Raw genomic sequence first — 24,089 nt, 5'->3', positions numbered from 1 at the left:
ACACTTTATAAACTATAGTTGAAATTTGCATTATACTCAACTGTACCGCATAAATTCTAAATCGGGTACTGTGCATCACTGTTATTTTAACTAACTTTATACGAAATTAACAAAACCTAATTAACCCATTACACTTACTACAAATGAAAAAAACACTACTCTTAACACTGGCAATGTTAGGCACAGCCGCATTTGCCCAAGAGCATTATTCGGGCATAAGTACCTCGAGGCGGGTAGGCCTGTTAAATGCCAACCTTAACCCGGCAGAGCTTACCAACATGCAGGGTACTTATGAAGTTAATATCTTTAACTTCAGCATTAATGCCGCAAATAACAAAATGACCTTTGGCGACCTTGTGGGCGGAAATGATGATTTTGAAGAGATGCTTTTTGCCGGTAATGAGCCGCTTAATATGCGAATAGATGCCGAAATACTGGGGCCTGCCTTTGCCATGAAAGTAAATAAATGGGCTTTTGGTATATCATCTGCGGCTAATGTAAAAGCATCATTAGTAGATATTAACACCACGCTGGGTAACGCTGTTACCAACGGCGGTGTAGAAAGTATATCTGAAGTATATGAGATACTGGATGGCGACAGTCAGCGCGCCACAGGTGTTTCATGGGGCGAAATAGGGCTCTCAGCCGCAAGGGAGCTTTTTAATAACGAAAGGCACAGCGTTAGTGCAGGTGTGACTTTTAACCTGCTTTTCCCCGGCACTTACGCCAACATGTCGACAAGCAGGTTTAGCGGTACAATAACCAATAACTTCGGCGATGTCGCTTTAACCAATGCACAGGCGCAGGTTAACTTTGCTTATTCGGGTTCTCTTGCAGGAGATTTCAGCGACAGCGGTAACTTTACAGAATTCTTTGCGGGTGGGCTTAATGGCCTGAGCACTGACATAGGGGTTAATTACCAATGGAAAGCTATAGACTCTACCACATATAAAATAAATGCAGGGCTTGCCATTAAAAACCTGGGCAGCATGACGTTTAAAGATGATAATAATGAGTCAACAAACTACACGCTTGATGTACCCGAAGGGCAATCTTTAGACCTTAACCAGTTTGAAGACGCCGAAAGTATAGAAGAAATTGAAGACATACTGCTTGCAAGCGGTTACCTTGCCAGGACTGGCGGAGCAAGAGATTTTAAAGTAAAACTGCCTGCCATGCTTACTGCTTATGCGGATGTGAATGTTTACAAGAAGTGGTTCATCACGGGTTATGTGCAGCAAAAGCTAAATGAGGATGGGGAGAACGACCAGATAGTTGTTCAGAACATTGTTAGCTTTACACCGCGCTATTCTACCAAATTCTTTGAAGCTTATACGCCCCTTTCATTTAACGAAGTATCCGATTTTACAGCCGGTATCGGATTCAGGCTTGGCGGATTCTTTATGGGTTCCGGCTCTATACTTTCAGCCGCGCTGGGCGACACCAACCAGGCAGATGCCTATTTAGGCTTCAGGATTGGTTTCTAAAAAATCTGAAGAAAAATTATTACCTTACCTGCTGCATAAACAGCAGGTTTTTTTATGAAAATAGTTATTACAAACATACTACTGGTAATGATATGCTTCAGCGCGGCAGCACAGGATAAACTCATCAAAATAGATGATTTTAAGTCGGATTATGTAATGAGCCGCAATGTAGAAATATGGCTGCCAAAAGAGTATTATACCAATCCTGATAAAAAATTTCCGGTGCTGTACATGCACGACGGGCAAAATGTTTTTAATCCTGAAACGGCTATGGGCAATATAGCCTGGGAAGCAGATAACGCTGCCCGCAAGCTTATAGACAGTGGTAGTATAGCTCCGGTAATTATTGTTGCCTCATGGTGCACCCCGCTACGTTATTTTGAGTATTTCCCCGAAAAAGCAGGACAATACCTCACCGCTGCCGATAAGGAGGCCATGCAAAAAATAAACAGCGAGCGTGGAGGCAGCAATACTAATTTTTATGCTGATGAATACCTTAAATTTATCGTAAAAGAACTAAAGCCATATATAGATAAAAACTACCGCACCCTTTTTGACAGAGCCAACACAGCCATCTGCGGAAGCAGCATGGGCGGGCTTATATCGCTTTATGCCCTCTGTGAATATCCTAAAGTATTTGGGCAGGCAGCCTGTGTATCTACCCACTGGCCGGTGCTGTTCAACAATGATTATATGAGCCCCTCTGAGGCAATACGAAAATACATCAACCAAAACCTGCCGAAGTCCGGCAGCCACCGCATTTATTTCGACCTCGGTACAGAAACATTAGACCAGTATTACAGCATCCATCAGGAAAAAGTAGATGACATTATGCGCGAGAAAGGATATACAGAAGGAACTGATTGGGTTACGCTTACCTTTAAAGGAGCGGCCCATAATGAAAAATCATGGCAGGAGCGTATGGATGTTATTCTTAAATTCTTATATGAAAGGTAATTATGAAAAAGATTTTTATACCGCTTTTACTGCTAAGCATAACATATTTACAGGCACAAACATATACAAGGCGTGACAGCCTGCAGGGAGGGCTGCGCCCTGAGCGTACAGCATTTAATGTGCTGCATTATGCACTGGATATAAAAATAGATCCTGATAAAAAATACATCAGCGGGTATAATGAAATCAGCTTTGAGGTTTTAGACGATACAAAACGCATACAGCTTGACCTTTTTGAGAACATGAAGGTTGACAGCATTATTCATAACAACAAAAAACTGGACTACAAACGGGATAATGATGCTGTATTTATCAGCTTTCCAAATGAGCTTAAAGCAGGCAACAAAGAGAAATTAAAATTTTATTACAGCGGTAAACCCGTTGTAGCACGCAATGCCCCGTGGGATGGCGGCTTTGTTTTCAACAAAGATAACAATGGTAAACCGTGGGTTGGCGTTGCCGTTCAGGGAACAGGCGCCAGCCTTTGGTACCCGGTAAAAGACCATCAGACAGATGAGCCTGATAACGGCGCAACTATTAAAGTGGCAGTACCTAACGGACTCATGAATGTCAGCAACGGGCGTTTTAAGGGCAGTAAAGACTTAGGCAACGGCTATACCCGATGGGACTGGGAAGTTGTTAACCCCATTAATAATTATGACATTACCGTTAACATTGCCGACTACGCGCATATACACGACAACCTTAACGGACTCGACCTTGACTATTATGTGCTGAAAGACAATAAAGAGAAGGCAATTAAGCATTTTGAAGAAGTAAAACCAATGCTTGAATGCTTTCAGGAAAAGTTCGGGCAATATCCTTTTTATGAAGATGGCTATAAACTTGTAGAAACACCTTACCTGGGTATGGAACACCAAAGCGCTGTAGCCTATGGAAATAAGTACAGGAAGGGCTACATGGGTGGCGACCTCTCTTTTACAGGAGTAGGCCTGTTGTTTGATTACATAACCATACACGAAAGCGGGCACGAATGGTTTGGCAACAGCATTACCAGTAAAGATATTGCCGATATGTGGATACACGAAAGCTTTACCACCTATACGGAATCTGTTTATATAGAGTGCCGCTATGGGTATGAAAAGGCAATGAAGTATATTAACGGGCAGCGCAGGAATGTGCAGAATGATAAACCCGTTATAGGAGTATTCGGTGTTAATAAAGAAGGCTCGGGAGATATGTACTTTAAAGGAGCATTAATGCTTAATACAATAAGGCACATAGTTAATAATGATGCCAAATGGTGGGACATGCTTTTAAAATATGCCAATACTTACCGCAAGCAGGTAATAGATACAGAAACTGTTATAAACTTTTTTAATAAAGAAAGCGGCATTAACCTTACGCCTGTTTTCAGGCAGTACTTAAACCACAAAGATATACCAGTTTTAGAGATAAAAATGTTTAAGGGGCTTTTTGGATGCCGATGGAAAACTGATGTAGAAGGTTTTGCAATGCCTGTAGATATTATGGTAGATGGTAAAGAAATACGCCTTATGCCTACTACAATATGGGATGAAAAATATATTGATAAAGTAGAAGACCTCGACGATGTCGAGGTCAAAACAAATGAATTTTTTATTACTGTTGAAAAGCACTAAGCCACGGCCATACTTTTTTCGCGTATAATTTTGCCTGAATTGGTTTCAGCAAATTTTTCTACAAACAGTATTTCTTTTGGCTTTTCAAACTTGCCAAGCTTTTTAAATACCGAAGCGGGTATATCATATGCATCGCCTTCTACCACCAGTACAAGCTTCTCGCCAAGCTCTTCATCCGGAACGCCTTTTACAAAAAAGCGCCTGTCGATATAAGCAGAAAGTTTTTCCTCAATCTGCTCCGGGAAAAGCTTTACGCCGCCGCTGTTTATAACATTGTCATAACGGCCCAGCCAGATAAACTGGTTTTCGCTGATAACCTTAACCACATCATTGGTTACAACAGGTTCATCACATAATGTGTAAGCATCAATAACAAGGCAATGCCTTTCATCCTCGCTCACATTTATATTAGGCAGTACGGTAAAAGCCTCTTCCCCTACCCGCTTCGCGGCAATATGGGTAATGGTTTCGGTCATGCCATAAGTTTCATATATTTCTGTAGGTATTTGCTGCAACTGTGCCGCAAGCGCGCTGCTTACTTTTGCTCCGCCTAAAATAAGTTTCTTCACTTTGTGCAGTTTGTCCAGCGAGTGCTGGGCCTGCAATGGTACCATAGCCGAAAAGTCATAAACAGCATCGGCGCGGCGCAGTGGATATGATGTAGGCTCTGCAAGGTCGAGCTCCCATCCGAGAATAAAAGCGCGAACCAGCATCATCTTCCCTGCTACATATTGTGTTGGCAGGCAGTGCAGTACTTTAATACCGGGATCAAGGTCGAAAAAAGCCCCCGTAGCCAGTGCCGAATTTACCATAGCCTGCTTTTCTACACGTATGGGTTTTGGCTCGCCCGTAGTGCCGGACGTCTGCATTACTATATAATCATTCTTATCGAACCAGTCCAGCAAAAAATCTCCTACCGCCCTTTCAAACGGTTCACCTTCTTTTATAAAGCTGTATGCAATACGGCAAAGGTCGTCCTCTGTTAAATGAAAGCCGTTCAGCTTAAAGCTGCTGTGCACAAAATGATAATCAGGCCTGTTCATAATTCCGTTCTGTTTAGTTAGTTTCGTCTTGCTTTTGCAATACAACACGCCCCGTCAGTTTTTCACTCCAGCCGTTCCAGTTGTATTTTCTACTAAAGATAAATAAAAGAATCGGATAAATTATTACAAGCGGCAGCAATATATCATAGCCGGCAGAGGGCTCTGACATATCTTTCAATACAGATGGTGTCTGGAAAGCAGTCCAGTCAGATGTTATCAGCAGCGCCGATATAAGATTATTGGCGGCATGAAAGCCAAGCGCCAGTTCCATACCGTCGTCCATCAGGGTAATGATACCCAAAAAGAAACCGGTACCCACGTAATACAGCAATAAGATATAGCCCAGCCTCCCCACTTCGGGGTTGGCTATGTGCATAAGCCCGAAAAATACCGATGTTACCACAAGCGGTATAAGCCTGCTTTTTGTGGCAACGCCAATGCCCTGCATAAGGTAGCCACGAAACAGGTATTCTTCAAAACTGGTTTGCATGGGTACCAATATAATTGCTATTACTGCAAGTATGGCAAAAGCGCGGGGCTGAAAATTAAGCTGAAAATCTTCGGGAGTGGCAAAATAAGCTATGGCTGTAAGTGCGGCAGTTATACCGCCCCACAACACAAAAGAGAAGCCTATGCGCCCCCAGTCTATCCTGTACCTTGATGTGGTAAGGCTTGTTATGCTCTGCTTGTGCACAAACTTTACCCAAACCAACAGTACTACCAGGAAAAAAGCCAGTGGTGCAAGTGTTTCAGCAAAAACACGGTTTTCTCCTTTTTGAGCAATCTGGTCGCGCATTATCTGCTCTACATTTACAGGCATTACTGCAAGAAGAACATAGTTAAGCACGATAATAATAAGGAAAATTACAGGTATAGGTAAGTACTTTACAATATCAAAATTTTTGGTATATGCCTGTGCTATAAACATAAGGTAACGTATAATTTGTTTGCACTAATATACTTCGATTTTCGGGTTATAATGGCTTTCTTTGCAAAAAAGAAACATGATTACCATATACCATAACCCAAGATGCAGCAAGTCGCGTGAAGGCTTGCAGATGCTGGAACTTTTAAATCAGCCCTTTACAATTGTAAAATATTTAAATGAACCTTTAAGCAAAGAGGAACTCACAGAAATTATCAGTAAACTGGGCATAGCCCCTATAGACCTGGTAAGGCAAAAAGAAACGGTTTGGAAAGAAGCCTATAAAGATAAGCAACTTACTGATGAACAAACAATTGATGCAATGGTTATGCACCCTGCGCTTATAGAACGTCCTATTGTTGTACACAACGATAAAGCTGTTATAGCAAGGCCTGCCGATAAAATCAAAGAGATACTTTAACAAAGTTTTAGGTTTTGTAAATTAAACCTTGCATCATTTTAGCGGTCAAACACGCCGATATCATTACACAAAATAATTCATGAAAAATTTTAGAACGTTATTATTTTTATTCGCCTTAATTACTCCTCTTGTAGCTTTTTCACAAAATAAAGTAACTGTAACCGGTACAGTTATAGAACAGGAAACCAAACAACCGCTCGAATTTGCAACCGTAACCATACAAACAACAGATAATGTTACCGTTAATGGCGGGCTTACCGATGTTAACGGACGTTATAGTATAGAAGTGGCTCCCGGTACTTACAACATTAAATTCGATTTTATATCTTTTAAATCTACTGCTATACAAAACAGGCAGGTAAGCAGCAATACCGATTTAGGCATTACTGCCATGGCGCCTGATGCAAAATTGCTTAATGAAGTAGAAATTGTTGCAGAACGCAGCACTGTAGATATTAAGCTTGACAAAAGAGTTTACAGCGTGGGACAGGACATGATTGTAAGGGGTGGTACCGTTAGCGATGTGCTGGATAACGTGCCCTCGGTATCCGTAGATGTTGAAGGTAACGTGAGCCTAAGGGGTAACGAAAGTGTTACCATACTAATAGACGGTCGCCCTTCTAACCTTGCAGGTACCAATGTTGCGGAAGTGCTAAGGCTGCTTCCTGCAGATTCTGTAGATAAAGTAGAGGTTATAACCAACCCCTCCGCCCGCTATGATGCCGAAGGTGGCGGTGGTATTATAAACATTATCCTGAAAAAGGGCAAAGCAAACGGATTTAACGGTTCTGTTATCGCCTCTGTGGGAGACCCTGCCAACCATAGTGTTAGTGCCAACCTCAACTTCAGGAGCGAAAATTTTAACCTTTTTTCTAACCTGGGCTATAATTACAGGAAAAGCCCGGGCAACAGCTTTACAGATGCCGAATATTTTGACGGTGACGGTAACACCACAAGCTTTGTTGATGAGCGAAGGGATAACCTGCGCCAGAGCGAAGGATTTAACGGAGGGTTCGGGATTGAACTTTTCCTTGATGAAAGTACTACATGGACTAACTCAGTTAATGTAAGGAGCAGCGAAGGAGATAACCCTACCAGCACCTATTTTGATTATTTTGATGCCAACGGCAATTTTGATAAAACCCGTTTTCGTTATAATGTTGAGGATGAAAATGATGATAACGTACAGTTCTCTACCAACCTACTCAAAAAATTTAATAATGACGGTCATGAACTTCGTATAGATGCATCGTTTGCCAAGAATACCGATTATGAAACTGCGCGTATTGATGATATTGTCTTGAATACCGCAACTCCTGAAACTGATAACACATTTGAGCGTACGCTTAATGATGAAGATGAAAACAGGCAACTGGTTCAGGCCGACTATGTTTACCCGTTTGGGGAAGGGAACCAATTTGAGGCAGGATACCGCGGCAGCTTTACCGAACTGGTTACCGACTCTAAAGCTGAAGAACTGCAGGGTAATGTCTGGGTAACTAACCCTAACTTTACCAACCTATTGGAATATAAAGAAAAGGTAAATGCATTTTATGCACAGTTCGGTTCTAAAATTGGTAATTTCTCATACCTGCTTGGGTTAAGGTGGGAAGACAGTGATATTGATGTAAACCTTGTAAATGCAAGTGATTATAACAATAAAAGATATAACAACTTTTTCCCGAGCGCATTCCTGACGTACGAGTTTTCAGAAAGCAGCAATGTAAGCATAAGCTACAGCCGACGCATTAACAGGCCGAGAGGACGCTTTATTAATCCATTCTCAAGCCTTGCCAGCAACATTAATATATTTACAGGTAACCCTGATTTAGATCCTTCTATGACAAATGCTTTTGATTTAGGCTATCTTAAAAAATGGGGCAAACTTACCTTTAGCACTTCTGCTTATATTAATATAACAGATGATTCTTTCCAGTTTGTAAGAAGGGAGTCCGGCGACTTTGTAACACAGGTTGTAGATGGTGAAGATGTTATAGGTGAAAACAACGAGGTTATAGAAGTTATTGGCGGAGCAGACATAAGGACACCTATTATCCTTACTACGCCCATTAACCTTGCCAAAGAATACCGCTTTGGTTTTGAGTTTAACATTAATTACAACCCTTACAGGTGGTGGAGGATAAACAGTAACTTCAACTTTTTCAGGAATGAGACCGATGGAGATTATACCTATACCGACTTTGAAGGTAATGTAGTGACACAAAACTTTGATAATACCGCTTACAGCTGGTTTACAAGGGTTAATTCAAAAATAAGCCTTCCCTTAAAAATAGATTGGCAGCTCAATGCCGATTACAGGGGCCCACAGGATAACGCACAGGGCCGCAGCTTAGGCATTTTTTCTGCCAATACAGCAATCAGTAAAGATATACTTAATGAAAGGGCTACACTGTCATTAAACGTTAGCGATATTTTTAACTCACGTAAAAGAAGGATGTACACTAACCTGCCTCAGGTAGATTCCTACAGCGAAATGCAATGGAGGGAAAGGCAGGTAACCCTGTCATTCACCTATCGCTTTAATATGAAAAAGAATGAAAGGCAACGCGAGCAGCGTGACCAGCAGGGCGGCGGAGACGATGAATATATGGGAGGATAATAAAAAAGGCGGAACAAATTGTTCCGCCTTTTTTATGATTACCTGCAGCCGGGGCCGAAGTAATTGATGTTATCAAGATCTATACCTGCACCGGGCATACTTATTATTATTGGCCTGTAGCCATCATAGTACAGCCTGTCGTTATGCCCAACATATATAGTATTAAAGCCGTAGTTAGTCCTGTCTCCCGTAACTTCATAATAAAATGAAAAGATATTCCTGTATGCAGTACCATACATACTAAATCCTATTGAAAAAGGCGATGTTTCGTGCTTTTCAAATACCTGCTTTACAGCTGCAGAAAGCACATCAGGCATATTGCCTGAAGAAAACTGTTGCGGCTTTTCTTCAGTAGTATCTTTAAAATGCAGTGCATTGGTATATTGTGCAGAGGCTGCCGTAGCCGCCATGAGTACCGAAAGTAGTAGTAATTTTTTCATGGTGTAAAAGGCTTATACACAAAGATAAACAAAAAAAGTGTCCGTTTTAAGGACACTTTTAATTGCATGTTTATTTTTTATTAAGGGAAAATACCCCTTTGCTTATATGCCATTTCAATACGCGTAAGCGCCTGTATATAGGCTGCCGTCCTCCAGTCTGTCTGGTATTGTACAGATGTTGTTATTACTTTATTGAAAGCTTCTTCAAGCTTCTTCCTTAGTTTCACAATTACATCATCCATGCTCCATATCTCACCATTACGATTTTGAAGCCACTCAAAGTAACTGCCTATTACACCACCAGAATTGCAAAGAATATCCGGTATAATATCTATACCATTTTCTAAAAGTATAACCTCACCATCAGTATCTACAGGCCCGTTAGCGCCTTCGGCAATTACCTGCGCTTTAATGCTGTTTGCGTTATCGGCTGTAATCTGGTTGCCAAGTGCAGCAGGTATAACAATATCACACTCAATCCCGAAAAAAGTATCGGTATCATAGTCCTGAGTGCCTTTATAGCCGGTTATAGTGCCGTTTTCTGCCTGGTAGCGCAATAATGCCTCCGGGTCTATACCTTCAGCGTTATATATAGTGCCAGTAGCATCCTGTACCCCCACCAGTATAGCACCATTTTTGTGCATAAAGTGTGCAGCCCAGTAGCCTACATTACCAAACCCCTGAACGATATACTTTTTGCCTTCAAGCGTAGTGCCTTTAACCTTTGCCCAGCTTTCAAGCGTAACCACAACACCAAAACCGGTTGCCCTGTCGCGGCCTTCCAAACCACCCGAACCTACAGGCTTACCTGTAACCACGTGCTGATTTTTAGAACGCTCTGCAGGAGATTTTGTACTCATGTAGGTATCGGCAATCCATGCCATCATCTGTGCATTAGTATTTACATCCGGTGCAGGTATGTCATGCTCAGGGCCAATATTGTCACCTAACGCATAAGTAAACCTCCTTGTTATACGCTCCAGTTCTGACTGTGAGTATAATTTAGGGTCTATCTGTATACCACCTTTACCGCCACCATAAGGCAGGCCTGCCAAAGATGTTTTCCATGTCATCCAGGTAGCAAGTGCCCTAGCGGCATCAATATCTACTGTAGGGTGGTATCTTAACCCTCCTTTATAAGGGCCTAAAGCATTATTATGCTGAACGCGGTAGCCTGTAAACACCTCTACAGTTCCATTATCCATCTTTACAGGAAAATGCACCACTATTTCATTGTTGGTTATAGAAAGGATCTTTTTAACGCTTTCGTCCAGTCCCATAACCGTCGCAGCTTTTTCAAACTGGTTTTTTACATTTTCATACATGCCCACGCGGGGCTTAACTGCTGTTGCCATAATTAAATTTACAACGTTGTATTTATAAACCGTGTTGGCTTTAAAAAAAGCATACAAATATATATCAAGTTTATGATAAGTTTAATGCTGTAATTATTAAATTTTTAAAATTTGATTACAAAAATTATGATTGCCATAATTTAACAAAATCAGAAAACAGCATAAATAGATAATCCTCAATTTCACATTATGCAATACAATCGCTAAGAAGCTAATTATCAGCAGCATTCACAAACAGTTATGTAACACTGCAACCATTACATTGGTTTTGGTATCTTTGCGTAAATAAACCTGGAAGTTTAAAATGAAAATTGAACAAATATACACGGGCTGCATCGCGCAGGCCGCCTACTACCTTGAAAGCAACGGCGAAGCCGCTATTTTTGACCCGCTAAGGGAAGTACAGCCTTATATTGAGAAAGCAGCAAAAGATAATGCAGCCATAAAATACATTTTTGAAACGCATTTTCATGCCGATTTTGTATCAGGGCATTTAGACCTTGCAAAAAAGACAGGTGCTAAAATAATATATGGTCCAACCGCCAAACCCGATTTTGAAGCCCATATTGCAACAGACGGTGAAGTCTTTAGAGTTGGCGATTACAGTATTAAAGCGATACACACGCCGGGGCATACGCTGGAAAGCACCTGTTACCTGCTAAGTGACGAAAATGGCAAATTGCACGGCATCATTACCGGAGATACTCTTTTTATTGGAGATGTTGGCAGGCCCGACCTTGCACAATCACTTACAGAGGAGCTTACGCAGGAAGTGCTTGCTTCGCATCTTTATGATTCCTTACGCAATAAAATTATGCCGCTGCCGGATGATATTACAGTATACCCGAGCCACGGTGCAGGAAGTGCATGCGGCAAGAACATGAGCAAGGAAACTACTGATACACTCGGCAACCAAAAGAAAACTAATTATGCCCTAAGGGCAGATATGACCAAAGAGGAGTTTATCAAAGAACTGCTTGATGGGCTGGGCGCACCGCCTGCATATTTTCCGCAAAATGTTATGCTTAACATTAAAGGCTACGAAAGCCTTGATGCTGTAATGGATAAAGCGCTAAAACCGCTTACCCCTGCCCTGCTGAAGGAACTGGCACAAAATACGGGCGCAATAGTGCTGGATGTAAGGCCACAGGATGATTTTGTTGAAGGGCACATACCGGGATCAATATTTATTGGCTTAAACGGCAATTTTGCCCCATGGGTAGGTGCGCTTATACGCGATGTAAACCAGCCTCTGCTGCTTGTTGTGCCCGAAGGAAAGGAAACAGAAGCCGTAACAAGGCTTAGCCGTGTCGGTTTTGATAATGTCCTGGGCTACCTTGAAGGCGGAATGGAAGCATGGGTGAATGCAGGCTTTGAAACAGATACCATACGCTCTGTATCTCCTGAAGCTTTTGCAGAAGGGCTGGCAGAAAACAACTTACCTGTTATCGACAGCCGCAAACCGGGCGAATATGGCAACGGTTATGTTGAGGGGGCTGTAAACATACCTCTTGATTTTGTGAACGAGCAACTTGCAGAGGTGCCCGCAAATGGCGATTTTTACCTGCATTGCGCAGGCGGATACCGTTCGGTAATAATGGCATCTATTCTAAAGGCACGCGGTTACCATAACATGATTAATGTAGAAAAAGGCTTTGGGGGTATTAAGCAGACCGGTGTAAAGATAACAACACCCGCAGGACAGCCTGCATAAAACAATTTGAATGCGAAGCTGCAACGTACCAAAAATTAAATACTTTTGCAGCAAATTAATCAGATAAAAAATATGAAAAAATTCTTTTTGTTCCTTGCACTGTCAGCAGCAGTAATATCTTGCAACAAACTGGCAGACAATGAGTATGAAATTACAGGTAGTATTGAAGGCAGCGATTTCGACGGCAAAAAAGTTGTACTGGAAAAACAGGGCGCTATGGGTTTTGAGCCTGTAGATACTGTTGTTGTTGAAAACGGTAAATTCACTTTTAAAGGCACTACAGAAGAGCCTTCGCTGCATTTCCTTTCATTTGAAACTAAGCCAATGGAAAAGGCTAACTTTATATTAGAGAACGGAAGTATAAACATCAAAGTAAATAAAGACAGTATTTACAGGTCTGTGCAATCAGGTACGTTTAATAATGATAAACTAAACGAGTATTACGACAAGACAAAAGCTAATACTGCAAAGGTGATGAAGTTTCAGCAGGATAATACTCCTGTAATGATGGAAGCCCGTAAAACAAATGATACTGTTGCCATGAACAGGCTTAATAAGGAATACAAAAACCTTATGGCCGATGTAGAAAAAACAAATAAGCAGTTTGTGAAAGACAACCCGAAAGCTTATATCAACATTTTTATAATAAGGCAGCTTATGAGCAGTGCGGATGCTGACCAGGCAGAAATTAAAGAGCTTTATAACAGCCTTGATGAATCTGTAAAAAACACAAAAGATGGTAAAGAGCTTGGCGATACCTTTAAGCAAATAGAAGAGCAGGAAAAAGCAAAAGAAAACGTTGGTGTAGGTAAAAAAGCACCTGATTTTTCTGCTGCAACGCCTGACGGAAAAATGATGTCGCTTAAAGATGCAATGGGCAGAGTAACTATAATCGATTTCTGGGCTTCATGGTGCAAGCCGTGCCGCATGGAGAACCCAAATGTTGTGGCTATGTATAATGAGCTACACGGCCAGGGGCTTAATATAATAGGCGTATCTCTTGATAAAGAAGCTGATGCATGGAAAAAAGCCATTGCTGATGATAAACTTACATGGAACCATGTTTCTAACCTTAAGTTTTGGGAAGACCCTATTGCTAAACAATATGGTGTGCAGTCTATACCTGCTACTTTTGTGCTGGATGCTGAAGGCAATATTGTTGCAAAAGACCTTAGGGGCGACCAGCTGAAAGCTAAAGTAAAAGAACTTCTTGCTAAATAATATGGCACTATAGCCTGATAATAAAAAAATCTCCTGAAAAGGAGATTTTTTTATTGCTTATCTTCAAACAGTTATAAAATATAATCTGCAAAAGCAGGAAATTAGGGATATTTATATTTGTTTACTAAAAAAACAGCATTATATTTGCAACCGCAATCAGCAAATGAGCTGATGCTTGGGGGGAGATACTCAAGCGGCCAACGAGGGCAGACTGTAAATCTGCTGACTATGTCTTCGCAGGTTCGAATCCTGCTCTCCCCACAGAAAATAAAAACCAGGTTTATAGCCTGGTTTTTTATTTGAAATCAGTATTAGTTATTTCTTGATATTGTTAATAGACAACTCATAAGTAATACTAACATTAGCTGTTATTTCTATCTCACCTAATGCAAGTGTTTCCTGTGCCCCGCTATCAGCCATAGCTTTCATTTCCATAGCATACATAGGCCTTGGGTAGTTGGTTTGGGTATTATCATTAACTACAAGGGCATAACCAACAAAAAGGTTAAGCGCTTTTGCGTAATCTTCCGCTTTTTTGTTGGCGTCAGCAACTGCTTTTACACGCGCTTCACTTTCATACTGCTCCTGTTTAGAGGTTTTAAACTCTATCCCCTGAATGTTATTAACACCGGCATCTGTTAATCCTATAATCATATTATCATACCTGCTAAGGTCGCGCAGGTGTATAGTTATGGTTTGTGAAGCAGTAAAATAATGGCGCTTTTTCTCATAATCATAGTTCCTGTTCAGGTAAACACGCTGTGTCTGGTAATCTTTTTCAGGCAGCTTAAAGTTTTTCAGATACTTAATAACTTTATCTACAGTTGCATCATTGGCCTTTTTTACCTCTGCAGCATCTGCACCATTGTTAACCACCCCGATGGTAATAATTGTCTCATCGGGTTTAACCATTACTTTACCTTCACCTGATACGCTTATCTGCCTTGGGGCATTTGCGGTTACAGTCTGTGCGCTTGTATAAGCAGCTGTCATCAGTAATACTACTGCAATAATCTTTTTCATAGTTTGTTTTTATTTATGGGTTTTTCTGTAAGAATTTCAAAACGCATGCCATTTTTAAAGCTTGCCGCTTTTTTCTAAAATAAACAGCAGGATAATAGGCACAGCAAGCAATATAACCATAAAGGTTTGCGAAAAAATTAATTCGGGTGCCTGTGCAAGTGTAATCAGATAACCCGCCATAGCACCGCCAAAGTGGGCTGTATGCCCAATATTATCATTTTTAGCACGCATGCCATAAATTGAGTATAGCAGATATCCTATCCCAAAAATATAGGAAGGTATGGGTAATGCAAAAAACAGATACAGATTTGCATCTGGATTAAAAAGAATAGCAGAATATACTATACCCACCACCGCGCCGGACGCGCCTATGGCCCTGTAAGAAAAGTCATTACGGTGAAAGTAAAGCGTAAACAGACTGCCCGCAACAAGGCTGCCGAAATATACCAGTACAAATGACAGTACACCCATGTAGTAAATAACAGCCGGGGCAAAGAAGAAAAGCGTAATCATATTAAATGCCAGGTGCATAACATCTGCATGCAAAAAAGCACTTGTAAACATGCGGTACTGCTCTCCTGCCCTTATGCTCCCAATGTGGAATTCATATTTCCTGAAGAATAATATGTCATTAAAACCTTTAAAGCTAACCAGAACATTCACAGCTATAATTATCAGCAGTACAATATTTATATCCATTAAATAGTATTTTTCTGTAAATTTAGTTATTGATTACGTATAACAGTAAAGAAAAATCATAACAAAAGTTTAATTAATAATAAAAAGTATATTTGCATAAAAAATGCAGTTTTTAGCATATATAATATTATACCCGCTCCTTTACCTGGTTTCCTTACTCCCGTTCAGAGTCTTATATTTTTTATCTGACGGCTTGTATATCTTAATATACCGCATTATTGCATACAGGAAAAGCACTGTACGCAAAAACCTGCTGCTGGCACTGCCTGAACTTAATTTTGCCGAACGCCTTAAAATAGAAAAGAAATTTTACCGCCATTTCTGCGATACCCTTGTAGAAATGATAAAAACGATTACAGTACCCGTAACAGAGATCCAAAAGCGTTTTGTAATAGAAAACCCAGAAGCTATTAAAGAAATGGAAGCACGTGGCAAAGGTGTTGCCTTTTTGTGTGCACATTATTGCAGCTATGAATGGATGCTGGTAATGAACAGGCAGTTAACAACGCACAAAGGTTTCGGCATTTATAAAACAATACGCAACAAATATTTTGACAGGCTTGTAAAGAAACTGCGTGGCAGGTTTGATGCACAACTTATTGATACACGGAGGATAATACCTGCTATGCGCGACCACAGGCGCAAAGGTATTTTAGGCTTTTACGGTTTTTTAAGCGACCAGTCGCCTAAACTTACCAGTACTATTTACTGGGGTAAGTTTTTTGATATGGAAGTGCCTGTGCATGTGGGTGCGGAAATATTAGCCAAAAAACTAGACCTTAATATACTGTTTGTTAAAAGCAGTAAAACCGGCAGGGGGCGCTATAAGGCACGTTTTATACCTTTTGATGGTAACCCTAAAGACCTGCCAAATTATGAGATTAGCGACATGTTTATGCGCATGCTGGAAGATGATATACGCGAAGCACCCGAATATTACCTATGGACGCACAAGCGCTTTAAACACCGCAAAAATGACCCTCCTGCTATAAACTAAACCAGTCTTTTATATTTGCTGTTGCCGGATGGGTGTCATTCTTATGGATAAACTCATTGGTGGCTCTGTTGTAATGATAATCATTACCCCATTCCTCATGATTTTTCGCGAGTTCCTTAATACTTTCGCATACGTACCTTATCTCGGCATCTGTTGTGGTAGGGTGTATAGACATACGTATCCATCCCGGCTTTTGTATTAAATCGCCTTCTGTAATTTTATTGGTCAGGTAGTTCGATTTTTCTTCATCTACATGCAAAAGGTAATGCCCATAAGTACCGGCACAACTGCACCCTCCTCGCGATTGTATGCCAAACCTGTCGTTAAGTATCTTTACCCCAAGGTTAAAGTGCAGGCTGTCTATAAAAAATGATATTACCCCAAGCCTGTTGCGGTGCTGTGGTGCCAGTATATTTATATTCTGCACGCTGCCCAGTTCATCAAAAACATAATCAACAATTTCCTGTTCGCGCTGTAAAATATTCTGTACCCCCATCTGCTCTTTAAGCTTAATGGCAAGCGCAGTTTTTATAACCTGTAAAAATCCGGGAGTACCTCCATCTTCGCGTTCCTCAATATTATCAAGGTATTTATGCTCTCCCCACGGGTTTGTCCAGCTAACGGTACCGCCACCGGGATGGTCGGGTACCATATTTTTATACAGCTTCTTATTAAAGATGAGCACACCCGATGTACCCGGGCCTCCTAAAAATTTATGTGGTGAAAAGAATACGGCATCAAGTGCTGAGTCTTCATCGCAACCCGGATGCATATCTATCGCAACATAAGGGGCAGAACAGGCAAAATCTACAAAACAGACACCATTGTATCCATGCATCATTTTAGCTATCTGGTGGTAAGGAGTTTTGATGCCGGTAACGTTACTGCAGGCTGTTACCGATGCTATTTTGAGTGTATGGTCTTTGTGCTTTTCTAAAAGTTCCGCGAAGCTGTCAAGGCATATAAGCCCTTCGGGGCAGGCAGGTATTACCACCACTTTGGCAATAGTTTCCAGCCATGATGTCTGGTTGCTGTGGTGCTCCATATGGGTTACAAAAACAACCGGCCTTTTCTCATCCGGAACCTGTGTGTAAGGCTTTAGGTTTTCAGGGACTTTAAGGCCAAGTATGCGCTGAAACTTATTGATTACCCCTGTCATGCCCGATCCGTCTGTAATCAGGATATCATCCGGCCCGGCGTTAACATGGCGTTTAATGATATGTCGCGCCTCATGGTAGGCATTTGTCATTGCCGTACCCGATACTGTAGTTTCGGTATGGGTGTTGGCTACAAATGGGCCAAATTCGTTAATAAGCTTTTCTTCTATCGGGCGATACAGCCTGCCACTGGCAGTCCAGTCAGTATAAACAATTTTTTTTCTGCCATAAGGCGAGTCAAACTCCTGGTCTATGCCAATAATGTTTTGCCTGAATTTATTGAAATATTGTTCTAATGTGCCGGTAACGGTTGTGCTTTCTGCCTGTAACATACCTGTAAGTTATTATAACACTGCAAATTTAGCAATTATAACGATATAGAAGTAGTTATATACCTATTTCAACCTGAAAACGGATGTACCAGTCCTGCCTGTTAGAGCCGTTAAAATACTCCATGTCATTAAGTGTAAATTCGCCCTGCATTTTAAAACTGTGCTCCCAGATGTATTTTGTTAAGCCGAGGCTGTACTGGTTGGTGTGCGGGGTGTAAAAATGAATGTCATCTTCAACACGCTGCGTAGAAAACCTGCCAATAATTTCATAATCTGACGGAAAAATATAGCTAAGCTGATAATCAAAACCATGCCCGGTAAATACATATTGCACGTCTGATTCATCCAAAGGATTAAACGTAACAGGGTTATCTGCTATACGCTGCATATAGGCTGTCTGGAAAGACCAGCCGCTGTATTTCAACATGGCATCAAGTAATATGGACTGCATATCGCGTTTATCGTATAGTTCTGTACCGAGCTGTCCTTGTGTACGCCTTCCCTTATTATTAAACTGGTAAGCCCCCGAAAACAGAAGTTTAGGGGTGGCTTCCCTAACAAGGTCGCCTTCAAAATAAGAGCCATCTCTTGTAAAAGCGCCCAAAGGAAAAATCTCTACTTTACCCGTATAAGCCAATCCGTTATCAGGATCTTCAGTAGAGTTCCTGCCCTCTCCCATACTTACGGCTGCCTTAAAGTTATAAGAGAACTTATCAAATGATTCATTTAAGTTATGCACCTGGAAACCAAAGTCACGGTCTATATTAAAGCGTGCGTTGTTAATAGTCCTGTCAGTTAGCTGTAAGGCTCCTGATGAGTTTACCCTCTGGCGGTTACCCGGCAGTTTTGTCTGCCCGAAACCAATGCTCCAGTGCCTGTTGGGCCTGTAAAACAAGACAGCATCGCGTATTATGTTTACATTTTCCCCTTCCTGCACTTCGCCCACATCGCCTGGTGCAAAAGAAAGCTGTATTGCATATAAAAACTTAGGGTCGCCAACATAACCGTCAAAGCGCAGGCGTAGGCGGCGTATCTGCCCGTCTATAGCCCCTTCTGTATCTTCTTCCTGCAGGTAGGTCATCCTGTTCTGCATACGGAAACGGATATTGAACTGAAAAAGGCTGTCGGGTGAGGTAAGCCCAAGACCCCGGCCATAGCTGTAGTAGGGCAACGCCGAAAGCTTAAGGTCGTTGTTGGTTTTGGTACGCTCTATTGTTACCTGTGCAACAGAAGAAAGAGTTGAGAATAAAAAAAACAGCAGCAGTATTTTTTTCATTTTAGTGTTGTGTGTTGTAATGCGGCGGGTCATGAAAATGTCGCCAAGATTAAATTTTCGCAAACTTACCATTAATTTTTTTGAAGCCAAGAGTAGTTAATAGTACTTTTGCGAAAAATTTAATTATGTCAGTTTCCTATATAGGTTTTCATTTTACCATAAACCCGAAAGAACTCGGGGCAGAAATTTTAATTGCCGAACTGGGCGAAACCCCTTTTGAAAGTTTTATAGAAACGGAAGATGGTGTATCTGCCTACATACAGTCGGAGTTTTGGAATGAAAGCCTGCTTGATGATATTATGATACTGAAGTCGGATGATTTTAAGGTTACCTATACCAAAGAAGAAATTGACCAGGTAAACTGGAATGAGGAATGGGAGAAAAACTTTGAGCCCATTGATATTGATGGGGTTTGCTATGTTAGGGCTCCTTTTCATGAAAAGAAAGATGCACAATATGATATTGTTATTGAGCCTAAAATGAGCTTTGGCACCGGGCACCACGAAACTACATTTATGATGGTGCAACACCTGCTGGAAAATGATGTTGAAGGCAAAAAAACACTTGATATGGGCTGCGGTACTGCCATACTTGCTATTTTAGCGGAGATGAAGGGTGCAAAACCCATTGATGCCATAGATATTGATAACTGGTGCTACCTGAACTCAATTGAAAATGCAGAGCGTAATAACTGCAAGCATATATCGGTTTATGAAGGCGATGCAGCTTTGCTGGAAGGCAAAAAATATGATATTATTATTGCCAATATCAACCGTAACATACTGCTGAACGATATGCAGCAATATGCCGATTGCCTTAACCCCGACGGTATGCTTTTCCTTAGCGGATTTTATGAAGAAGACATCCCCTTTATAGATGAATCGTGTGCGGCAAAGGGCCTGAAACTGGCAAAAAAGCTGAAAAAAAATAATTGGGTTGCCCTAAAATATGTAAATTAGCAGTTAGATTATTAATTACCAATGTTATGAGTACTATTGAAAAAGTTTCGGAAGAAGTACTGCTTGAAGAAGGCCTTGCTTCTAACAACGAAATTGTTTTGTATAATGATGATGTAAATACTTTTGACCACGTAATTGACACTCTTATAAGAGTGTGCGACCACACCCCTGAGCAGGCCGAACAATGCTCTATAATTGTGCACTATAAAGGTAAATGCACCGTAAAGACAGGAGAGTATAAAGAGCTGGAGCCGCAATGCACACAATTGCTTGAAGCAGGCCTGAGCGCTGAGATTGTATAATTAATAACTGCTCCAGAATTCTTTCTTTGGAGCAGTTCTACTTTTATATTAAGCTATACGCAGGCCGTTCTCTACCTTAAAATCTGGCGATAGCAGTACAACATCGCCCTCCTGCCCTACAGCCCCGAGGACAAGGCATTCACTCATGAATTTGCCAATTTGCTTTTTAGGAAAGTTTACAACAGCTATTATCTGCCTGCCGGTAAGGTTTTCTTTTGTGTAGCGTTTTGTTATCTGCGCAGATGATTTGCGTATGCCTATTGCTTCCCCAAAATCTATGGTAAGCTGGTATGCAGGCTTTCGCGCTTCGGGAAAATCATTAACTTCAATAATTGTCCCAACCCGCATTTCTGTTTTCTCAAATTCTTCCCAGGTTAACATGTTAATTTGATAATTAGTCAATTATAAATACAATGGATTGGTGGATTGACACATTAGTACATTGGTATTTTGGTAAATTATTTCCCTTTGGGATTATGGGGTTTCCCTTTCTAAGACAATATCAATGGGCTTATTCATTTTACGCCCGAATTTAACCGCTGCCTGCTGGCTGTCGTTAGAGCAGAGCACATACATATTATAGCTGTATAAAGGTATGGTTACGGTTTTATACCTGCCGCCATTCTCATCACCATCTATATCTTCAACTTTAATGCTAAAGCGGTCGGCGGGAAAAGTATTGGCAACAGACAGCAGATAATTATCTTTCGCAAACGGGAAAAACCAACGCTCTTTTTGTGCTGTTACACCTTCAGCCAGCCGTTTGTTATCATCACCAATACGGTAATTAAGGTAAAACTCAAGCGGCTTATTGGCATTTTTAAAGCTGTAGGCATTATTGGCATTGATAACATCACGCCCAAGGCTGTCAACAACCGTAATACGCAGGTTTTTTATATTTTCGGTTTTGCCTGCTTCATGCACATCCAACACTACGTAAGATGTAAAATCATATCCGCAGTGCATCTGCCCGAACTGGGCCTGCACACTTACAGAAAGCAGCAAAAATAGTATGGCTAAATATCGCATCATAAATAAATATCTGTAAAAATACTACTATAACAACTTCTTTCAAAAAGTATTCCATTAAAAAAGCCGCCTGTAAGTAAGGCGGCTTTAGTATTTATTTTTGCAGGATTATTTAACATCCATTAATTCCACGTCAAAAACAAGAGTTGCATCCGGCGGTATTACGCCACCTGCACCACGGGAACCGTAACCAAGGTGAGAAGGAATCACAAAGCGTGCTTTATCGCCCACCTGAAGCAGTGCAATACCTTCGTCCCATCCGGTAATTACTTGGCCAACGCCAAGCTGAAACTCGATCGGCTGTTTTCTTTGGTATGATGAGTCAAAAACCTGTCCGTTGTCAAGCGCACCTTTGTAGTGTACTGATACTTTTTTGCCTTTTTCAGCTTTTTTACCGTCGCCTTTCTGAATTATTTTATATCTAAGTCCGCTTTCGGTTTTGTCGAAACCTGCAGCAAGTTTATCAAGTTGTTCTTCAGCCCTTTTTTTGGCTTCTGCAAGGCGTTTTTCGCGTGAACCTTCAAAAGTACGGAAAGCCTCTACGGCATTCCAGTTCTTAGCCTCATCACCTTCGCGGATAATTTCAAGGCTTTCTATTTTATCACCCTGAGCGATGCTATCCACTACATCCTGCCCTTCTACCACATGGCCAAAAACAGTATGCTTGTTGTCAAGCCACGGCGTTTCTACATGCGTAATGAAGAATTGCGAACCATTAGTACCGGGGCCGGCATTTGCCATGCTCAGTACGCCGGGGCCACTGTGTTTAAGCTCCGGGTGAAATTCATCATCAAAGTTGTAACCGGGGCCACCTGTACCGCTGCCCTGCGGGCAACCGCCCTGTATCATAAAATCAGGTATAACACGGTGAAACTTAAGCCCGTCATAATAGGGCTTACCCTGCGGTTTTTCGTTATTTTCAAGATTACCTTCTGCAAGGCCTACAAAGTTACCCACCGTACCGGGAGTTTTATCATGTGTAAGCTTTACCAGTATAGCGCCTTTTGAAGTATTGAATTTTGCGTAAATTCCGTTTTCCATCAGTTGTGATTTTTGTTTGTAAACGGCAAATTTACGAATAATATTCCTACCTGCACATCGGGTAAATCATAACAAAAGTGTAAATTTGAATATCATAAATGAGTACTTTTACCACAAAATTTGAGTATATGCAAAGCGTGTTTGATAAAGACGGGAACAGGTTGTTGATAGAACGTGTTGAAAAACTGACTCCAATTACACTTTCGCAGTGGGGCAAAATGACAGTAAGCCAGATGCTGGAGCACTGCCAGCAGCCCATAAAAGTATCATACGGTCAGCTTAACCTTAAGCCTAACCTGATGAGTTTTTTGTTCGGTAAGATGATGAAGAAAAAGCTATCCGAGCCGCAGCCTTTTGCACGTGACCTGCCAACAGTAAAGCAGTTCAAAATTACCCATGAGCCTGATTTTGAAAAAGCTAAAGCAGAACTTATACTACTTGTAAAAAAATTTGCTGAAGAAGGCCATGCTTCCATTAAAAATACCAAGCATCCCTTTTTTGGTGAAATGACAATGCAGGAATGGGATTATCTGCAATGGAAACACCTTGACCACCATTTAAGACAGTTTGGGGTGTAGTAGCTGTCAATTTTCAGCCACGCTACACACATATCCAATGTTATTTATTATCTAATAGCTAAAAGCTTACCGCTGAAGGCTTAAATATTAAACAATGCGAATCGACATAATTACTGTACTGCCCGAGCTTTTAAGAAGCCCGTTTGAAGCCTCTATCTTAAAACGTGCGATTGATAAAGGGCTTGTAGAAGTACACTTGCATAACCTTAGGGACTACAGTACCAATAAACATAAAAATGTAGATGATTACCAGTTTGGCGGTGGCGCAGGTATGGTAATGAGTATAGAACCCATAGATGCCTGCATCAGTAAACTGAAAAGCGAGCGTGACTATGACGAGGTTATTTACATGACGCCTGATGGCGAAACCCTTAACCAGGGCATAGCTAACCAAATGTCTTTATTACAAAATATAATAATATTGTGCGGGCATTACAAAGGTGTTGACCAACGCGTGCGCGATCACTTTATTACCCGTGAAATATCAATAGGTGATTATGTACTATCGGGTGGCGAGCTAGCCGCGGCGGTGCTTTCAGACGCTATTATAAGGCTTATACCTGGCGTATTAAGTAATGAGACCTCTGCGCTTACCGACAGTTTTCAGGATAACCTGCTGGCGCCGCCGGTATATACCCGCCCTGCCGAATATAAAGGCTGGAAAGTGCCGGATGTATTACTTAGCGGGCATTCTGCTAATATAGATAAATGGCGAGAAGACATGGCACTGGAGCATACCAAAAACAGAAGGCCGGATTTGCTGGAGTAGGCAGTAGGCAATAGGCAAAAGCGAAAAGCCAAAATTAAAAAAACTGTGGTAAAAGACCGAAATAGTGAATTTTTTACTATTGCCTCTTGCCTTTTTACTCCTCACTTTCTTCTAAAAAAATT

Annotated in this window: 23 protein-coding genes and 1 tRNA gene; 13 read left to right on the top strand and 11 right to left on the bottom strand. The window is 41.2% G+C overall.

What is annotated here, in order from left to right:
* The first annotated feature begins 143 nt into the window (after positions 1 to 143).
* From KJK34_RS01770 to KJK34_RS01760, 3 genes are read left to right on the top strand one after another with little or no spacing between them, the layout of a single operon-like run.
* On the top strand, positions 144 to 1,487 hold the full coding sequence (locus KJK34_RS01770; protein ID WP_223052125.1) for a hypothetical protein: 1,344 nt from the start codon (positions 144 to 146) through the stop codon (positions 1,485 to 1,487).
* Positions 1,488 to 1,541: 54 nt separating this feature from the next.
* Positions 1,542 to 2,444 (top strand): alpha/beta hydrolase, encoded by a 903-nt coding sequence (locus tag KJK34_RS01765; protein ID WP_223052124.1) that lies wholly within the window; start codon positions 1,542 to 1,544, stop codon positions 2,442 to 2,444.
* 2 nt (positions 2,445 to 2,446) lie between these two features.
* Entirely contained in the window at positions 2,447 to 4,066 is a 1,620-nt protein-coding gene (locus tag KJK34_RS01760) for a M1 family metallopeptidase (RefSeq protein WP_223052123.1), read from the top strand.
* On the opposite strand, the gene KJK34_RS01755 is transcribed toward KJK34_RS01760, so the two are convergent.
* Together KJK34_RS01755 and KJK34_RS01750 are read right to left on the bottom strand one after the other, a co-directional pair.
* A complete protein-coding gene (locus KJK34_RS01755; protein WP_223052122.1) occupies positions 4,063 to 5,109 on the bottom strand; it encodes an AMP-binding protein in 1,047 nt (348 codons plus the stop codon). The two genes, KJK34_RS01760 and KJK34_RS01755, sit on opposite strands and share 4 nt — an antisense overlap.
* Before the next feature lie 13 nt (positions 5,110 to 5,122).
* Positions 5,123 to 6,037 carry a CPBP family intramembrane glutamic endopeptidase gene (locus KJK34_RS01750; RefSeq protein ID WP_223052121.1) on the bottom strand — a complete coding sequence of 305 codons (915 nt, stop codon included), beginning with the start codon at positions 6,035 to 6,037 and terminating at the stop codon, positions 5,123 to 5,125.
* Between the two features lie 76 nt (positions 6,038 to 6,113).
* Between KJK34_RS01750 and arsC the strand changes: the two genes are divergently transcribed.
* On the top strand, positions 6,114 to 6,455 hold the full coding sequence (gene arsC, locus KJK34_RS01745; RefSeq protein ID WP_223052120.1) for an arsenate reductase (glutaredoxin): 342 nt from the start codon (positions 6,114 to 6,116) through the stop codon (positions 6,453 to 6,455).
* 79 nt (positions 6,456 to 6,534) lie between these two features.
* Positions 6,535 to 9,075: a TonB-dependent receptor gene (locus KJK34_RS01740; protein WP_223052119.1), complete on the top strand. Its 2,541-nt coding sequence runs from the start codon at positions 6,535 to 6,537 to the stop codon at positions 9,073 to 9,075.
* A 38-nt stretch (positions 9,076 to 9,113) separates the two neighbouring features.
* Here KJK34_RS01740 and KJK34_RS01735 read toward each other — a convergent pair whose 3' ends face one another.
* Positions 9,114 to 9,515, bottom strand: coding sequence for a hypothetical protein (locus KJK34_RS01735; RefSeq protein ID WP_223052118.1), 402 nt, complete (start codon positions 9,513 to 9,515; stop codon positions 9,114 to 9,116).
* Between the two features lie 80 nt (positions 9,516 to 9,595).
* Entirely contained in the window at positions 9,596 to 10,870 is a 1,275-nt protein-coding gene (locus tag KJK34_RS01730) for a Glu/Leu/Phe/Val family dehydrogenase (protein WP_223052117.1), read from the bottom strand.
* A gap of 304 nt (positions 10,871 to 11,174) precedes the next feature.
* Here KJK34_RS01730 and KJK34_RS01725 point away from each other — a divergent pair, with 304 nt between their 5' ends.
* The 3 genes from KJK34_RS01725 (at position 11,175) to KJK34_RS01715 (ending at position 14,066) form a co-directional block, all read left to right on the top strand.
* Positions 11,175 to 12,584 (top strand): MBL fold metallo-hydrolase, encoded by a 1,410-nt coding sequence (locus tag KJK34_RS01725; RefSeq protein ID WP_223052116.1) that lies wholly within the window; start codon positions 11,175 to 11,177, stop codon positions 12,582 to 12,584.
* A 72-nt stretch (positions 12,585 to 12,656) separates the two neighbouring features.
* Positions 12,657 to 13,805: a TlpA disulfide reductase family protein gene (locus KJK34_RS01720; RefSeq protein ID WP_223052115.1), complete on the top strand. Its 1,149-nt coding sequence runs from the start codon at positions 12,657 to 12,659 to the stop codon at positions 13,803 to 13,805.
* 179 nt (positions 13,806 to 13,984) lie between these two features.
* A tRNA-Tyr gene (locus tag KJK34_RS01715) sits at positions 13,985 to 14,066 on the top strand.
* A gap of 54 nt (positions 14,067 to 14,120) precedes the next feature.
* On the opposite strand, the gene KJK34_RS01710 is transcribed toward KJK34_RS01715, so the two are convergent.
* Both KJK34_RS01710 and KJK34_RS01705 read right to left on the bottom strand, forming a co-directional pair.
* Positions 14,121 to 14,828 carry an SIMPL domain-containing protein gene (locus KJK34_RS01710; RefSeq protein WP_223052114.1) on the bottom strand — a complete coding sequence of 236 codons (708 nt, stop codon included), beginning with the start codon at positions 14,826 to 14,828 and terminating at the stop codon, positions 14,121 to 14,123.
* 54 nt (positions 14,829 to 14,882) lie between these two features.
* Complete coding sequence (locus KJK34_RS01705) at positions 14,883 to 15,527, bottom strand: rhomboid family intramembrane serine protease (protein ID WP_236937560.1); 645 nt, start codon at positions 15,525 to 15,527, stop codon at positions 14,883 to 14,885.
* 103 nt (positions 15,528 to 15,630) lie between these two features.
* Between KJK34_RS01705 and KJK34_RS01700 the strand changes: the two genes are divergently transcribed.
* Positions 15,631 to 16,524: a lysophospholipid acyltransferase family protein gene (locus tag KJK34_RS01700; protein WP_223052113.1), complete on the top strand. Its 894-nt coding sequence runs from the start codon at positions 15,631 to 15,633 to the stop codon at positions 16,522 to 16,524.
* Here the strand turns inward: KJK34_RS01700 and KJK34_RS01695 are convergent.
* Both KJK34_RS01695 and KJK34_RS01690 read right to left on the bottom strand, forming a co-directional pair.
* Positions 16,514 to 18,013 (bottom strand): aminotransferase class V-fold PLP-dependent enzyme, encoded by a 1,500-nt coding sequence (locus KJK34_RS01695; protein ID WP_223052112.1) that lies wholly within the window; start codon positions 18,011 to 18,013, stop codon positions 16,514 to 16,516. The genes KJK34_RS01700 and KJK34_RS01695 overlap by 11 nt on opposite strands.
* Before the next feature lie 55 nt (positions 18,014 to 18,068).
* On the bottom strand, positions 18,069 to 19,289 hold the full coding sequence (locus KJK34_RS01690) for a porin (RefSeq protein WP_223052111.1): 1,221 nt from the start codon (positions 19,287 to 19,289) through the stop codon (positions 18,069 to 18,071).
* Between the two features lie 125 nt (positions 19,290 to 19,414).
* Here KJK34_RS01690 and prmA point away from each other — a divergent pair, with 125 nt between their 5' ends.
* Both prmA and KJK34_RS01680 read left to right on the top strand, forming a co-directional pair.
* A complete protein-coding gene (gene prmA / locus KJK34_RS01685) occupies positions 19,415 to 20,248 on the top strand; it encodes a 50S ribosomal protein L11 methyltransferase (protein ID WP_223052110.1) in 834 nt (277 codons plus the stop codon).
* Positions 20,249 to 20,274: 26 nt separating this feature from the next.
* Positions 20,275 to 20,550, top strand: coding sequence for an ATP-dependent Clp protease adaptor ClpS (locus KJK34_RS01680; protein WP_223052109.1), 276 nt, complete (start codon positions 20,275 to 20,277; stop codon positions 20,548 to 20,550).
* A gap of 48 nt (positions 20,551 to 20,598) precedes the next feature.
* Here KJK34_RS01680 and KJK34_RS01675 read toward each other — a convergent pair whose 3' ends face one another.
* From KJK34_RS01675 to KJK34_RS01665, 3 genes are all read right to left on the bottom strand, one after another.
* On the bottom strand, positions 20,599 to 20,931 hold the full coding sequence (locus KJK34_RS01675; RefSeq protein ID WP_223052108.1) for a tRNA-binding protein: 333 nt from the start codon (positions 20,929 to 20,931) through the stop codon (positions 20,599 to 20,601).
* Positions 20,932 to 21,024: 93 nt separating this feature from the next.
* The gene (locus tag KJK34_RS01670) at positions 21,025 to 21,582 is read right to left on the bottom strand and encodes a peptidase associated/transthyretin-like domain-containing protein (protein WP_223052107.1); all 558 of its coding nucleotides are present in this window, start codon (positions 21,580 to 21,582) and stop codon (positions 21,025 to 21,027) included.
* A 105-nt stretch (positions 21,583 to 21,687) separates the two neighbouring features.
* Positions 21,688 to 22,620, bottom strand: a complete 933-nt coding sequence (locus KJK34_RS01665; RefSeq protein WP_223052106.1) for a peptidylprolyl isomerase — start codon at positions 22,618 to 22,620, stop codon at positions 21,688 to 21,690.
* 98 nt (positions 22,621 to 22,718) lie between these two features.
* Between KJK34_RS01665 and KJK34_RS01660 the strand changes: the two genes are divergently transcribed.
* Both KJK34_RS01660 and trmD read left to right on the top strand, forming a co-directional pair.
* Positions 22,719 to 23,198, top strand: a complete 480-nt coding sequence (locus tag KJK34_RS01660) for a DUF1569 domain-containing protein (RefSeq protein WP_223052105.1) — start codon at positions 22,719 to 22,721, stop codon at positions 23,196 to 23,198.
* Positions 23,199 to 23,292: 94 nt separating this feature from the next.
* Complete coding sequence (gene trmD / locus KJK34_RS01655) at positions 23,293 to 23,967, top strand: tRNA (guanosine(37)-N1)-methyltransferase TrmD (protein WP_223052104.1); 675 nt, start codon at positions 23,293 to 23,295, stop codon at positions 23,965 to 23,967.
* The last annotated feature ends 122 nt before the right edge of the window (positions 23,968 to 24,089 follow it).

This window comes from Flavobacterium coralii, assembly GCF_019891545.1.
Classification (GTDB): Bacteria; Bacteroidota; Bacteroidia; order Flavobacteriales; family Flavobacteriaceae; genus Flavobacterium; species Flavobacterium coralii.
This window is presented reverse-complemented; position numbering and strand designations above follow the sequence as displayed.